The sequence below is a fragment of the Algoriphagus sp. Y33 genome (assembly GCF_014838715.1).
Classification (GTDB): domain Bacteria; phylum Bacteroidota; class Bacteroidia; order Cytophagales; family Cyclobacteriaceae; genus Algoriphagus.
This window is the reverse complement of sequence record NZ_CP061947.1, coordinates 816,649-831,577: the sequence shown is the minus strand read 5'-3', so window position 1 is coordinate 831,577 and position 14,929 is coordinate 816,649. Positions and strand designations below refer to the sequence as shown.

At 43.5% G+C, this 14,929-nt stretch carries 10 protein-coding genes; 3 read left to right on the top strand and 7 right to left on the bottom strand.

What is annotated here, in order from left to right:
• Positions 1 to 6: 6 nt before the first annotated feature.
• From ID165_RS03495 to ID165_RS03470, 6 genes are all read right to left on the bottom strand, one after another.
• A complete protein-coding gene (locus ID165_RS03495; RefSeq protein WP_192349008.1) occupies positions 7 to 963 on the bottom strand; it encodes a type IX secretion system membrane protein PorP/SprF in 957 nt (318 codons plus the stop codon).
• 130 nt (positions 964 to 1,093) lie between these two features.
• Positions 1,094 to 5,869 (bottom strand): gliding motility-associated C-terminal domain-containing protein, encoded by a 4,776-nt coding sequence (locus ID165_RS03490; RefSeq protein WP_192349007.1) that lies wholly within the window; start codon positions 5,867 to 5,869, stop codon positions 1,094 to 1,096.
• A 490-nt stretch (positions 5,870 to 6,359) separates the two neighbouring features.
• The gene (locus ID165_RS03485; protein ID WP_192349006.1) at positions 6,360 to 7,469 is read right to left on the bottom strand and encodes an ATP-binding protein; all 1,110 of its coding nucleotides are present in this window, start codon (positions 7,467 to 7,469) and stop codon (positions 6,360 to 6,362) included.
• 408 nt (positions 7,470 to 7,877) lie between these two features.
• Positions 7,878 to 8,312: a DUF3299 domain-containing protein gene (locus ID165_RS03480; protein WP_192349005.1), complete on the bottom strand. Its 435-nt coding sequence runs from the start codon at positions 8,310 to 8,312 to the stop codon at positions 7,878 to 7,880.
• On the bottom strand, positions 8,305 to 9,618 hold the full coding sequence (locus ID165_RS03475; RefSeq protein WP_192349004.1) for an FtsX-like permease family protein: 1,314 nt from the start codon (positions 9,616 to 9,618) through the stop codon (positions 8,305 to 8,307). The genes ID165_RS03480 and ID165_RS03475 overlap by 8 nt, the downstream gene beginning before the upstream one ends.
• Complete coding sequence (locus ID165_RS03470) at positions 9,615 to 10,280, bottom strand: ABC transporter ATP-binding protein (RefSeq protein WP_192349003.1); 666 nt, start codon at positions 10,278 to 10,280, stop codon at positions 9,615 to 9,617. The genes ID165_RS03475 and ID165_RS03470 overlap by 4 nt, the downstream gene beginning before the upstream one ends.
• 113 nt (positions 10,281 to 10,393) lie before the next feature.
• On the opposite strand from ID165_RS03470, the gene ID165_RS03465 reads away from it, so the two are divergent.
• From ID165_RS03465 to ID165_RS03455, 3 genes are all read left to right on the top strand, one after another.
• Complete coding sequence (locus tag ID165_RS03465) at positions 10,394 to 10,807, top strand: MerC domain-containing protein (protein ID WP_192349002.1); 414 nt, start codon at positions 10,394 to 10,396, stop codon at positions 10,805 to 10,807.
• Positions 10,808 to 10,810: 3 nt separating this feature from the next.
• The gene (locus tag ID165_RS03460) at positions 10,811 to 12,004 is read left to right on the top strand and encodes a GTP-binding protein (protein WP_192349001.1); all 1,194 of its coding nucleotides are present in this window, start codon (positions 10,811 to 10,813) and stop codon (positions 12,002 to 12,004) included.
• A 63-nt stretch (positions 12,005 to 12,067) separates the two neighbouring features.
• The gene (locus ID165_RS03455) at positions 12,068 to 13,039 is read left to right on the top strand and encodes a GTP-binding protein (RefSeq protein WP_192349000.1); all 972 of its coding nucleotides are present in this window, start codon (positions 12,068 to 12,070) and stop codon (positions 13,037 to 13,039) included.
• A 300-nt stretch (positions 13,040 to 13,339) separates the two neighbouring features.
• Here the strand turns inward: ID165_RS03455 and ID165_RS03450 are convergent, their stop codons facing one another.
• The gene (locus ID165_RS03450) at positions 13,340 to 14,752 is read right to left on the bottom strand and encodes an alkaline phosphatase (protein WP_192348999.1); all 1,413 of its coding nucleotides are present in this window, start codon (positions 14,750 to 14,752) and stop codon (positions 13,340 to 13,342) included.
• Between the last annotated feature and the right edge of the window lie 177 nt (positions 14,753 to 14,929).

Sequence of the window (14,929 nt, the reverse complement as noted above, 5' to 3'; positions counted from 1 at the left end):
TAGCCTCTAAAAATATCGTGGAGATTTCAATCTTGATCTAGGCGAAGTAATTAGGTAGCCCAATGACAATTCATGAGAATTAACTCTTTTCCATTGCCCCGAAACAGGAATCTCAAAAGCATATCCAAACCTGAATTTTCCCCTGATTCGGATTTCTGTCATCAGTATAAAAGCAATATCTTTTTTATAACCAGTGTCGTCCAGCCGGTCAAACAGGTTAAAGCTTCTTCTATATCCCATCCCCAATCCTATGACCTCTTGGTAAAACAGAAAAATATTGGCATCTACCCGTGTCATAGCTTTAAGGTCATCCATAATTAATAAACTGGGATTCAGGTAAAGCTCATCCCCAATTTCCAATATCCCTCCCATATTCAGTGTATAGGAGCGTCTAGGTTTGACTGCCAGATCTACGTTCTCAATTTGAAGAATATTTTCCAGTGCCTGATCTACAGATACTCCTGCAAAGAACAGGTCAGAATAATACAGCAATCCTATTCGTAAATCCGGGTAAACCACATTTCCACCCGTACCGCTCAGAGAGGGGTCCAATACGACTGTAGGATCGTACTTTTCCGACTTAATTCTGTAATTGACGGCTCCAATCCCAGCCCCAAAACTTAAAAAAGAATATTCTCCTGTCTGAAGATGATAAGCTGCATTGAGGTAAATTGATTGGGTACTCTGAAGCCCCAACTGATCAGCGGAGGCCACTACCCCCAATCCAATATTATGCAAGGGCACAAGCCCGTCCGCAGCCACCCCAAACGTCTCGGGAGCCCCCTCAAACCCACTCCATTGCCTTCTGTAATACGATTGGACAAAAATGTCATTTTTGTACCCCGTATAGGCGGGATTTATATAGATAGGGTTAAATAGGTATTGACTGAACTGGGGAACCTGCTGAGATAAGACAGTTGATATCTCAAGAGAAAAAACAAGCATTAAAAAAATCCGTTTCATAATTTTTCGTTTTTGTTTATCGGAAAAGTTGCCTTCAGGCAAATGCGTGAGGACTTGCGGTAAGGTTGCCCACGATCTCCCAAAACCATAGGAAATACCTGAATAAAATCTAAAGCTACCCCCATGTTGATCATCTTTTTAAATGGACAAAACCCGTTTTCTCATAATTTTGGCCGGATTCATCAATCCATTTAAATGAGTAGAAATAGGTTCCTTCCACAAGATTTCCCCCTGTCCATTCATTCCGGTACGGCTGTGAGGTGAAAACCGTCACACCCCATCGGTTGACAAATTCAATAGAATTGTTAGGGAACCTACTTATTCCCGTGATCTCCCATCGGTCATTTATTCCATCACCATTAGGAGTAAAGACATTGGGAAAATGGATAGCAAACTGGGTATGGGTAATCGTACTTTCATTATTTGAATAGTCCGTGTCTTCTTCTTTAGAAATAACAGTTGCTGAATTCACTATAGATTCACCGGCGGAAACGGCCCTAACTTCCACAATAAGTTCGATTTTTTCACCCGGCTGAAGTTTTTCTATTTGCCAGGAGATAAGCCTCCCGGAAGAGCTATAAGTCAGTATCCCGGTTGTATAATTTGCCCTGATATACTCCAGTTCTATAGGAAGAAAATCATTGACTTCTAGGGATGAAGCTTCGACCTGGGAATTGTTTGTGACGGTAAGCTTGTAGCTGAATTCCTTACCTACTTCTACCAATCCTGACGAGACTTCTTTGACAATGCTTACTTCCACCTTTGCATGTGTCAACGGATCAGAAGCATCTGTCACTGTAGCAGCATTGTCCGCACTTACCTGCGTTACATTCACCATCCCTTCGGAAAATTCTGTAAGCAGGAAAACCAGACCGACAGTCACCACCTCACCTACTTCCAACACAGGAATAGAAATCTCTAATGAATCCGACGGAAAAAGATCCAGAGATCCAGGGCCTTGCTTTTCTACAAACTGAAGACCTGCAGGGAAATAATCCTTGACTTTTACATTTCTGATCGGATATTCACCTTCATTTCGGATAATGATACTATAGTGAACCATATCCCCTATACTAAAGTCCTTACCCTCAAGCTCCTTATTGACAAATAACTCGCTGATATTCGGACCCAAAACCTCTCTTTTTACTTCAGCAAACCAAATTTCAGGATGTCCTTCTACTGTCGCCCACACTCTATTTAGAACGGTATCGCCAATAAGTTCGGACAGGTACATTAGCCCCACCTCAAACTCCCAAAGGATACTATCTCCTGACGCCAACTCATCTATATTCCAAGACAAGATTCCATCATTCAACGAAGTGGGAAGTAATACGGAGGACTTAAACTCCAAATATGAACTAAGTGTATCGGTAATAACAAGATCTTTTAAATCTTCGTTGCCTCTATTTTTAAGATATATCTCAAAGCGGAATTTTTCACCAATTCTGATTTGGGCATCCACTATAGATTTCCTAATCTCTAAATCAATCCGCTCAACAGGCATGACTTCCACTTCCTCATTCGTATCGGTATCCTCCTCTTCATCCTCCTCGTTCAGCACCACAACGCTGTTGCTTACACGCCCCGGTTCTTTGGACACGGCTATGCGGACCTTCAGCTCATACGACACCAGCTCTCCTGCCGACAGGCGGGACAGGGCCCAGACCACCTCTCGGCTGGACGGGTCATACACTCCTCCTTCACTTTCGATATATTCAAGATCTGCCGAAAGCACGTCCACCACGCGCAGATCCGACGCATCACTCGGACCGGAGTTCAGCACACTGATCCGGTAACGCACAGTATCCCCGGGATAAGCCAGCTGCGAACTCAGAAGATCCTTCTCAACTGACAGTTCCGATTCACTGCGGACTATCACGGGATCGGATTCGTCCTCCGCTTCCCCGTCCGGGCCACTCAGATAGCCCCAGTTGCGGAGCTCCGTCCCGTCTGACACGGAAGGCAACACCAGCAGACGGAGTTCATAGACCCGGCTCTCGCCGCCCTCCAGACTGTCCAGGCCCCAGCTTACTTTCCCGTCCGAATATGTCCCCGCAGGCGAGGAGGAAACATACGATGTGCCTGCGGGCAGTGGGTCTTCCAGCTTAAGGTTATATGCGGTGCCCCGGCCTGTATTAGCCAACACCAGTTCATACACCAGTTCCTCACCGGCCAGTACTTCAGAACCGCCCAGCAGGTTCTTTTCCAAGCTAAGTTCCGGAACCGTCGGTATGACTTCCACTTCCTCATTCGTATCGGTATCCTCCTCTTCATCCTCCTCGTTCAGCACCACAACGCTGTTGCTTACACGCCCCGGTTCTTTGGACACGGCTATGCGGACCTTCAGCTCATACGACACCAGCTCTCCTGCCGACAGGCGGGACAGGGCCCAGACCACCTCTCGGCTGGACGGGTCATACACTCCTCCTTCACTTTCGATATATTCAAGATCTGCCGAAAGCACGTCCACCACGCGCAGATCCGACGCATCACTCGGACCGGAGTTCAGCACACTGATCCGGTAACGCACAGTATCCCCGGGATAAGCCAGCTGCGAACTCAGAAGATCCTTCTCAACTGACAGTTCCGATTCACTGCGGACTATCACGGGATCGGATTCGTCCTCCGCTTCCCCGTCCGGGCCACTCAGATAGCCCCAGTTGCGGAGCTCCGTCCCGTCTGACACGGAAGGCAACACCAGCAGACGGAGTTCATAGACCCGGCTCTCGCCGCCCTCCAGACTGTCCAGGCCCCAGCTTACTTTCCCGTCCGAATACGTCCCCGCAGGCGAGGAGGAAACATACGATGTGCCTGCGGGCAGCGGGTCTTCCAGCTTAAGGTTATATGCGGTGGAGACTCCATCATTTCGGATCTCTATTGTATAGCCAAGTTCTTCTCCTGCCACGACTTCAAAAGGAGCTGTTCCTATTGGCACTTTCGTTATTGACAGTTTAGGAGCACATTCAATCAATTGGACTGTGACCTCTTGCGGTTCAACACTTTGGCAATTAAGTTCATTTAATGTGACCGCATAATAGGTCATTCCATCCCGCAAACGTGTATTATTTGGAATCGGAACAGTAAGCAATTGATCTGAATACCACCTTAAATTCTGTACATTTTCAGCCTTGATAAGTTCCAGTGTAGGATTTAATTCTAGGCATAGTGTCTGATTACTGTTCTGAAAAACCGGCTTTTCTATCTTCTCCCCAATCGAGAATTCTACTTTTTTAAAGTTAGGAGGCAAAAGAGCACAGGAATTTAAGCTCACTGCTCCAAGATAAAGTGCGTAGTCACCGGGTTCATATCCTTCTATTTGGAGCAAACCATCAGAGGATAGGTGTATTTGGGCAGATTCAGATACTTTATTAATTCCCAAAGGATCATAGTACCAGATGAATTCAAGTTCGGACTCACCGAAATCACTGTTTTCGCCGGTATAAGGTCTTAGTGACATGGCATCTCCATAACAATGAAAGCCACCACCTTCGATCATAAGATCAGACTCAACAGGACGTGCGTTGACAGTTACACTGACAGGATATCTTGCATAAGATTCACAATTTGATCTAAAGACAGAAACCCAGTAGGTGTATTTCCCGGGAACAGTCAGAGTAGGCGTAGTGTATCCATTTCCTGAACTCAATTCGGTTCCACCCACTTCTTGAGAATACCATCTTAAAAACGTGTTTTCTCCAGGAGTCGCGGTCAGTCGTATATTTGTATTTTCACAGGTTTCAAAAGGATCTTCAGGATAAGTCGGAATGGCGAAAATCATTTCTGCTCCATGGACTCTAATATTCTGTACAAAACTCCCCAGTGAAGAATAACTTTTAACCAATACACTCACATAAGATTCCGAATTATCCTGAAGGTCAGCAGGAATTGTAAACTTATAAACCTCACCTTCCTTCTTCTTGTGAACAGAACCGGAATTGAGAAAATACTCCGAGCCAACTCTTCTAGTACCATTAAATAAAGAAAGACTGACAGATGACAGTCCGTCTAACGAACCCGTCCAAGTCGGAAAAGACAGGCTAACAGTGATGCTATCCCCCTTATTACCCACGATCGGAAAAATTAAGTTTTGTCCAATGTATCCCCCATTAAAAGCATTTCGAACAGCTAGAATTTCAGAATAGCTCTGTTGGTTATAATCCACTGCATTGTCAGGGGACTCCACCGTACATGAAGGGCAAATATTACTTGAGATGGTATATGACCCGGCTTTCGTACAATTATCAAGGGGAATCTGTGTATCATCCACTACCACCGAAAACTCAATCTTATTGCTCATACAACCTGTCAGGATATTTGCAGAAGCAACACTATACTGATAGACCCCTCTCGGAAGCTCTTTATTTACAGAGAAGACAGAAGAAGATTCCAGTAAGGTTCCTCCTTCGTCAAACCAGAGGAGTTCATAATCACTGGACTTTTCTTTATCAGGATATTCGGCCAAAATATCAATACCAAAACCCTGTCGGGAAAAATAAGAGACCCCTTGAAGTAAAATGGGTTCTTGTACTTCCTCCAGTAGAATATTGATCTCCATTGCCTGTCCTACAGCGGAGCGACAAGTATTTATACCTTCCACAGTTACAAAAAACTTACTTAGGAAAGTGCTTTTATCCAAAACCAATTCTGTCCCTTGGGATATAAGCGTCGTAAGTTCTTCATCGGCAAACCATGAAAACACAGGAGACACAATTGTGGAGCTGGAAACGCTTAGGCGGATATCTTCTCCATCACAATAGCTGTAATCAGATTCACCCTGAATATCAGATGCAATTGCCGGCACACAATCAGAATTCTCAGATTCCCTGATCTTTGGCCAAGATTCCCAATTAAGCCCCATCACCCAGCTTAAAGAAAGCATAAAATTCAAAACAATAACTAATCTCATAAATTTAAAATTTGGAATCACTCCATAAAAAAAGTTGGTGACTTATGTACAATATCACAACACCAAGCTCAACAGATAAAACTAGGTATATAATTGATTAAAAAATTCTCTGTCAGAGGAAATATAAACATATAGCATATTCATGTAAATGAAATGCAAATAATCTAGGTAAAAACAAACTACATATACTTCACTTCTTAAGAAAATTCTTGAAAAATCATATTTGACAATTTTAAAAGCATATTAAATTAATTAAAAACAATACTTAGTACTGAGTTTTGCTATAAATACAAATAAAATCTGAAAACCGATTGAAAAACTCATTTTTAAGAGGTTTCTCAGGAAACTACCCGAATCATACATTCATGATTGTTTTTTTGCCGGACATAACTTGTCCCGAAAAACGGGATAGCGTTTCCGGAACCCGATTCGGGAGAATCCCGCAACATGGAAGTTATTCCTCTCTATGCCGCTAGAGTTCTGCTCGATTTCAGATTAAAAGAGTAAAAGTAGTTCCCTTCCCAGGTTCAGTCTGCACACGTATCAACCCGTTGTGATTTTCAACAATCCTTTTACACACAGCCAATCCTATACCTGTACCGCTAAATTCAGAGGAAAGCCGTTTGAATGGTTCGAAGGCCTGATCGGCATACTTCTGGTCAAAACCAATTCCATTATCCGTCAAAGTAATAAGATGACCAAACTGCTGTAGGGAAGGATCCTGTCCATCCAATACTGTATATGATAAGGTGATATGAGGTTCTCCGTGATTAAATTTTATTGCATTACTTATAAGATTGCTGAACAATTGATAGATCTGAACAGGGATACCCTTAATTTCCGGCAAGTCGGATACTTCAATCTTCGCCTTTTTTTCAGCTATCAGTACTTCATATTCTGACAGCACTTCCCTTACGATGTGATTCAAGTCCACATCGGAGAATTCTGATTGCTCATGTGATAGTTTCGAAAAAGTAAGGATATCCTTGATAAGCCGTATCATCTTTTCGGCACTGCAGTCTATTTTGTCCAGATACCATCCCACTTCTTTTTTATTATCGATTTCCATTCTGGCAAGCTCTACAAATGCCCTGATTTTGCGAATGGGTTCCTGCAGATCATGGGAAGTAACATAAGCAAATTCTTCCAGCTGCTTATTTTGTAATGCTATGCTTTTGGCATCCTGTTCTTTTCGCTCTTCAGAAAGCTTTCGCTCGGTCAGATCCCGCGTCACTTTGGTAAAACCTATTACCTTATCAAACTCATCGTGTAGGGCCGTGATTATTATATTTCCCCAAAATCTACTTCCGTCCTTGCGCACACGCCAGCCTTCATGAGCCGCTCTCCCATTTGATCTGGCTTCTTCTATTAATTTGGACGGTAGCCCTTGCTCCCGATCTTTCGGAAGATAAAACACACTGAAGTTTTCGCCCAAAATCTCTTTTTCCAAGTATCCTTTGATTTTTTCCGCGCCTTTGTTCCAGTTTTGGACATTACCATCGACATCCAATAAAATAATAGCATAATCCTGTACCTCCTCGATCATCCGTTGTACACGATACTCATTCAGAGTAGCTTGGGTGATGGAATTATTTTTCATAATTATTAGCTTTCAGTACATACGACAGTAAATTACAGGAAATCAATTAAGTTATGGTATCAGTCCATAGTAATAAAATCAAAAAAGCCATTGTCTCATGCCCAGCGTATATTTTGGAAAGGAAAGCTACTGCAGGAGGATCTCACAGATCAGTGTGTTAGCTAAAACACCATGCCACCGTCCGTGTCGTCACGAATGCGATGCTTATAGAAAGCAAGAATGACGTATGCATGTATATTTCTAGCCCAGGGTTTCAAATCCTGGTAAATAATGTCCAAAGGAAATTGTTTCCTACCCTTGATCGTCATCCGAAAGAGGCAGCTAATGTAAGAGTATGGAAAAGTGCGATATACGTGTTTTATCAATCCACAATATCACTATCACGAAGCCCAATACTCCACTACCCCGTCAACGGTAAATGGCGGCACTCTCCAGTATGTAATTGCATTGGTATATATCCACCGCATTCAGCTTAAGAATCCCCCTGAATGTTACTACCTGATCCACCGTCAATCGTGGATGGTTTTTGCCCAGTTTAAGTTCCACGATGGATTCAGGCCCTGCCGCGCCGCAAAAAAAACAGGCAGCAAATGGATTGGCAGAGAGTATATACACGTCATTGCCCCGGTCTATTTCGAGCACATAGCCTTTGATGATCACTTCTTTATTGTTCAGAGCCAAAACTGATGGTCCAAAAGTCGGGAAATAGTAATACGCCTCTACTTCCTCGCTGTATTTGTCCGAAAAGGTCACATCAGAGAGAATGTCCCAGTTGATCTTCGTCTGTGCGAAAATGGAAGTGGAAATTAAACAGCATACTAAAAGAAATGGAATTCTACGCATCAGCAAGGCTTTTTGATAAATCTATTCTAACTACAGTAATGGCAGGAATCAGGGCTGAAAAAAAACCGATACACAAAGTGATCAGCAGCAGATACCCCTCATCCTTAATCAGTTCCATATCGGCAAACTCGTAGCGATAGTCTGACTTTAGCAAAATGGAGACAATAAATAATCCAATCCTGCTAAGAAGTATCCCCAACACAAAACCTGAAAAAGCGACAAGCAATCCTTCCTGAAACACCATACTGAGCAGTTGCAGTCGTGAAGCACCATACGTACGGAGAAGGGCCATCTCGTAGGTACGTCCTTTCAAGCTTAGGTACAAACTGATAAATACACTGATTCCCGAAACCAAAATAACTATGAAGGCAACCATATTGAGTGTAGCAGTAGCTATGCCCATCAGACTGAAGAGCTTCAACAATTCATAGTTTGGCAAAGCGGCTTGCATGTTGGTTTTTTCATTGATCATTCTTGGCAGCTGCACCATCCCCACGGGGTTGCGGAATTTGACCAGCATAGCCGTAATCTCACGCTCCTTCTCATGGGTATGGGAATGTCTTTCATGCTCATCACTAAAAGCAGCGTCAGGGTTGCTCCCCTCGGCATGATGAACATGCTCCTCGTCCTTTGTCACTCCCTCATCTGTATGCTCTGCCTCATGATGCTCCTCCCCCGCGTGGTCTGAATGATTTTCATGGATATCCCAGACACTCTGAAGCCCTGTCAAAATCAACTGATCAATGACTGATCCCGAAGGATAAAATACTCCTTTCACTACATAGGATTGCTCCTCATGCACATGGCTGCCTTCACTCAAGCCGTGTGAGCCCCAAAAAGTATCTCCTACCTTTAAGCCGGTTTTTTCAGCTACTGTAGCTCCTATAGTAACTTCCATGGAACTATCCCATAATCTTCCATCCGTAATCTTCATGGAGTAGACTTCAGGATATTTATCCGTTGTTCCCACGATGCGGAAACTCTCATAACTATCTCCATAAGAAAGTGGAATCCCATACTCTACCAATCTGTTTTTCTGGAGGATTCGAGCCTCTGACAGTTTGATATTCCCAGTGGGAACATCTACCTGGAATATAGCTGAAAGAATGAGCTGGAGAGGACTGCCCTTGGCTCCCACCACCATATCTATACCCCGAATGTTATTATTCATCTGAGCTTGCAAATGCCTGTCGACATGAAACATCAATGAAATGAGCCCCACCCCTAGAGCCAATAAAATCAAGCTTAAACCTGTAGAAAGCGGCTTAGATACTATGTTTTTTATACTTAGGAGGAAAATATTCATTCTTTGATAGTTGAAGTCCGGGTAGTTTGCTTTGCAGAAAGAAGTATGGAATGGCTGAACTCAGGCTTAAGACGTTGATCGTGTGTAATAATAATCAGGCTTGCATCATTCCGCTTGGTCTGGCTCTTTAGCAACTCAATGACTTTAATGCAATTTTTATCATCCAATGCTGATGTAGGTTCATCTGCCAAGATCAATTTGGGTTCATTGATTACTGCCACCGCAATACCGGCACGCTGCTGTTCTCCATGGGAGAGAAGATGTGGACGGACGTTGATTTTGGAAAGTAGTCCAAGTCCGTCCAGCACACCTCTTATCCTCTGGGGATCAGGCTGCTTTTTACCCACACAGCGGATTATCGAAAGATTTTCTCCCAAGGTAAGTGAATGTATAAAATGCGGGTGCTGGAAGACAATTCCAATGGTATCTCCCCTAAAAGTATCCAGCTGCCTACCACTTAGACGGCTGATATCTATCCCATCAATCAGAATTCTCCCTGTTTTTGGTTTCAAAAGACCTGCTATCAAATGCAGATAAGTGGTTTTTCCGATTCCAGACTCCCCAAAAACCAGCAAATCCTGCCCTTCATTTATCTGAATATCAGGGAATTCAAAGCGGTTGTATAAGTCATATTCGAATGAAAGTGATTGTATAGTAAGCATACGAGTGTGTATTGGACGTGTCAAACCTATATACTTCAACGCTTATTTGCAATAATGTTGCATTTAAGTTTGTTAATTTTTATACTTACAACATTATTGCAATTAATAATCGTATGAAAAACACTTTCGCAGGAACCCATTTGGATTTTATCGGCTTTTCCGCCTCTATAGCCTGTGCTATCCATTGCGCTTTATTGCCTTTTTTGATTAGCTCTCTTCCGTTTTTAGGATTGGGGTTCTTGGACAATCCTTGGATAGAATACAGCATTATTTTGCTTAGTCTATCTCTGGCTCTATATGCCCTCTCGCACGGGTATCTACGCCATCATAAGAAAAAGCTGCCCATACTTATAGTCAGCATAGGGTTTCTAATCATAGCTTTTGGGCTGATCCTGAGCCCAGAAGAACTGGAGTTTATCATTACACCTATCGGTGCAGTACTGGTGGGAGTTGCCCACTATGTCAATTGGAGCTATATCAAAAAATCCCAAATCGAATTCCCTGACTGTAAACACCCTTCCCATTAAACTATGCAAAACAGAATTCCAGTGACCGTACTAAGCGGTTTCCTAGGCACCGGAAAAACCACCCTACTCAACCACGTGCTTAACAACCGTGAGGGCTACAAAGTCGCGGTCATAGTCAACGACATGAGTGAGGTAAATGTGGATTCCAAGCTGGTCCAAAACGAGGTCAGATTCTCCAGAACAGAAGAAAAACTCATTGAGATGTCCAATGGATGTATTTGCTGCACGCTTCGGGAAGACCTGATCGAGGAAGTTCAGAAGCTGGCCAAACAAAATAAATTTGACTATTTGCTGATCGAAAGCACCGGCATCTCAGAGCCAATTCCCGTAGCACAGACCTTTTCATTTGAGACAGGGGACAACCTGCTGGATCTCCATAAAATCAGTAGATTAGACACCATGGTGACCGTGGTGGATGCATTCAACTTCTTTAAGGATTTTGGTTCCCAAGAAACCATATTGGACAGAAACATGACCGATGATCCTGAAGATGCCAGATCGATTGTAAATCTGTTGACCGATCAGATCGAATTCGCCAATGTAATCGTGTTGAACAAAAGTGATTTGGTAGCTGAGGAAAACCTAAAACTTCTGGAAGGAATGCTGATCAAACTGAATCCTGAGGCGAAGATCATCCGGACTTCCTATGGACAGGTGGCACCAAAAGAAGTACTCAACACACATCTGTTCGATTATGACAAAGCAGAGCAGGCTGCCGGCTGGCTCAAGGAACTGAACAAAGAGCATGTCCCTGAAACAGAAGAATATGGCATCAGCAGTTTTGTATTCAGAGACCATAGACCTTTCCATCCCGGCAGGTTCTGGAAATTCATCAACCAATCCTGGCCATCAAATATCCTGCGAAGCAAAGGGCTGTTTTGGCTGGCTACGCGTCCTCATCATGCCCTACTCTGGAGCCAGGCAGGCGGCTCATTGAAAGCGGATCTCTTTGGCACCTGGTGGGCGGCCTATTCTGAAAAGGAAAGACTGCGAAACCCCGGATATGTGGAGAACAGGGATTTGATTAGGAAAAAGTGGGACAGTCAATTCGGAGATCGCATGAATGAACTGGTTCTGATCGGGCAAGATTTGGAAAAAGAGTTGTTACTAGAGGAGTTGACCGCATGTCTGGTCACCGAAAAAGAATCGAAAAATTTCTCTATGACCACACAGTTTAAAGATGAGTGGCCTATTTAGGGCATGCTGAAAAACGCCCGTAAAAGATCAAAAGCTACTATTATGAATGATTAACCCTTTCAAATGGAGAAAGTACCCCGTATTAATGTGTATTTACTTACCGGCTTTTTGGGGGCGGGAAAAACGACTGTTTTAAACCGCCTCCTTGAAGCAAGAAAAAATGAGAAAAACATTATTATAGAGAATGAATTCGGAAAAGTATCCATTGATTCGCATCTGGTTGCAGCCCGCTATGAATCTCTTTTTGAGCTGAATAATGGCTGCATCTGTTGCTCATTGGATGAGGAGCTGGTAGACGTACTGGCGGCTATCATCCGTACCGACCCCAAACCCGACAATTTATTTATTGAGGCTTCCGGAGTGGCTGATCCGGGCAGTATTGCAGCACTTTTTACCCAGAAGGAAGTAGCCATGTATTTTGACCTGAAGTCAGTTATGTGTGTAGTGGATGCTTCCTCTCTGGAAGACTGGATCGAAGAAATCCCGGAAGTAGGCCGACAAATCGCCGCAGCAGATGTTATTGTGCTGAACAAGAAATCCCTCGTAACACCAAAATACCTTATAAACCTGGTAGAGCTGCTACTGAATATCAATACACTCGCAAGAATGCTACCCACCGACCAAGGTCAACTTCCGTTGGATATTTTCACCCAAGAAAGAAGTGCGTGGAACCCAAGCAACACACCGGAATGGAGAGAAAAGGCTTCCGAACATCCATTGAAAAGCCTCCTCCTAGAGGTAAACCAACCATTTGACAGGGAAATGCTTCTCAATCAGCTCACCATGGTTCTTTTCATAAGTTATCATCAGATCTACCGCATCAAAGGGCTGGTATGGTTCCAAAATGAAAAAACTCCCTCTATAGTCCAGACTCATGGAAAACAGGTGGAGATTTCCCATTCCGAAAATAACACCGGGGTGGAATCTCCGAAATCACAACTTGTAGTCATCGGCAAAGGTCTTCAGCGCACTGCTCTGGAAAAACTGTTTAAGAGGGCGCTATCCTCCGATCATGCATCAGGAACCCAAGCCTGATAAGCCAGTGTTGTTAAGTGTAAAAAGCACCGGATAAACCTGTCAGGCGGGGTGTAAACTTTGACAAAAATAAAACTTGTCAAGTTATATCAGCGTATTTGGGAATCAGCTTAAACTCACTGTTTTCCAACATGTTGATTAATAACATTTAGTAAATGGGGGGAATATTGAAATATCGATCATATTGCCCCCACCTGTCAGCTTTTGCTAGTAGGGTCTTAAAAGCTTATTTATTTATCAAAAAACAATGATGTAACCCTGACAGGTTATGGTTAGCACTACACTAGCTATAATTCCGGGTTAAAATTTATTCTCAACTCCCGCAGCGTCCAGCATAAGGTAGTGTAGATCGGTATTCTTGATAAAAGGAGTCAACAATTCACTCCCGGGACCAAACATGGCCAATTCCACATAATCCGCAGAATGGTCCATACTGATCCATCCTACCGAGTTTCTCTTCTGCTGGATTTCGCTGAGTAACCTGAATGGCAGATGCCTAGGGTTATACACCCCATCTTCGATCTCAAGTGATGAATAGTAGTTTAAAAGCTCCTGCCCTTCCTCCTTGGACAGCTGATAACCGGTCGCATATTCGACCCGGTCATTCACCTGGGACACAGAACTTTCCTTGCCAATTCCGTTCAAAATCCAATCATTTGTGTGCTTGTAGTCGTTCAGTGAATCGAAGTTGTCATTGACTCCGGATCCATAGATCAAACCCGGATTTGCATTGCCGTGATCGGTGGTTACGATTACTAAGGTACTACCGTCATTTTTCGCAAAATCAATCGCTACTTTCACCGCTTCATCGTGAGCTATCTGGTCGTATATCAAGCCCCCTATATCATTGGCATGCGCTGCCCAATCCACTTTACCCGCCTCTACCTGAAGTACAAATCCCTGCGTGTGGTTCTTCATTTTATCAATCGCCTTCAGCGTCATCTCAGCAAGGGTGGGCACAGCTTCTTTCAGCTCCCGATTATTTTCCCTATCCAGAGAATAGGGTAATGCATCAGCTTGGAACAAACCCAAAATCGGCTTATCCAGCTTCGATGAATTCAATTCACTACGGGTAAGCAGCACTTCGTAGCCCGCAGTTCTATAGGCTTCCAATATATCTTTTTTATCCACTCTGGATTCCGGTGAGAAGTAGCCTTTGCCTCCACCCATCATTACATCAAATCGTTGGGAAAGGTATTTCTCGGCAATCTCTTCCTGACTATTTCTGGATTTGCAGGAAACACAGAACCCGGCAGGAGTGGCATGCGTGATAGGTACTGTAGTCACACAGCCTGCCATCTTTCCCGCCTTCTTGAATTTTTGCCAGATAGGAAGCAATTCTTTACCTTTTGGACTGATGTTCAGGGAACCGTTTCGTATCCTTACACCACTTCCCCAGGAGGAGCTTGCCGCTGCGGAATCCGTCACAACCGAGCTGGCAGAAGCCATATCCATCAATCCACGGGTCACCAAATTTTCCTGATACAGTTGGATCCAATTACTGTTTTTTCCTGTCTTTCTGCTTAAATGAACATCTGCCATATTGAGCGTCCCAATGCTCATTCCATCGCTGACTACGACTATTATATTTTTAGCGGTTTTCTGTCCAAATGCTGATGGTGCAGTAGTCTTTGCACTTGCTCCAAATGGATTAAGAAGAGATGACCCCACCGCCAGCAAGGATCCTCTTTGGAAAAATTTTCTACGGTTCATTATTCGTAATAAAGGGTGAAATTACTTCCAGAAATACGCAAGTATGTCTGTGCTTTCTATAGTACTGAGATTCAAAACTAAACCTGGCAAACCTAAAACGCAACATTATTGCATAAATTCATGTTAAATTAACATTCTATGACTCTGCAGAATCCTGCACATAGCCGAATATTAACT

Coding starts and splice junctions, on each gene's coding strand:
- ID165_RS03495 (WP_192349008.1), bottom strand. CDS start 963: ATGAAACGGATTTTTTTAATGCTTGTTTTTTCTCTTGAGATATCAACT.
- ID165_RS03490 (WP_192349007.1), bottom strand. CDS start 5,869: ATGAGATTAGTTATTGTTTTGAATTTTATGCTTTCTTTAAGCTGGGTG.
- ID165_RS03485 (WP_192349006.1), bottom strand. CDS start 7,469: ATGAAAAATAATTCCATCACCCAAGCTACTCTGAATGAGTATCGTGTA.
- ID165_RS03480 (WP_192349005.1), bottom strand. CDS start 8,312: ATGCGTAGAATTCCATTTCTTTTAGTATGCTGTTTAATTTCCACTTCC.
- ID165_RS03475 (WP_192349004.1), bottom strand. CDS start 9,618: ATGAATATTTTCCTCCTAAGTATAAAAAACATAGTATCTAAGCCGCTT.
- ID165_RS03470 (WP_192349003.1), bottom strand. CDS start 10,280: ATGCTTACTATACAATCACTTTCATTCGAATATGACTTATACAACCGC.
- ID165_RS03465 (WP_192349002.1), top strand. CDS start 10,394: ATGAAAAACACTTTCGCAGGAACCCATTTGGATTTTATCGGCTTTTCC.
- ID165_RS03460 (WP_192349001.1), top strand. CDS start 10,811: ATGCAAAACAGAATTCCAGTGACCGTACTAAGCGGTTTCCTAGGCACC.
- ID165_RS03455 (WP_192349000.1), top strand. CDS start 12,068: ATGGAGAAAGTACCCCGTATTAATGTGTATTTACTTACCGGCTTTTTG.
- ID165_RS03450 (WP_192348999.1), bottom strand. CDS start 14,752: ATGAACCGTAGAAAATTTTTCCAAAGAGGATCCTTGCTGGCGGTGGGG.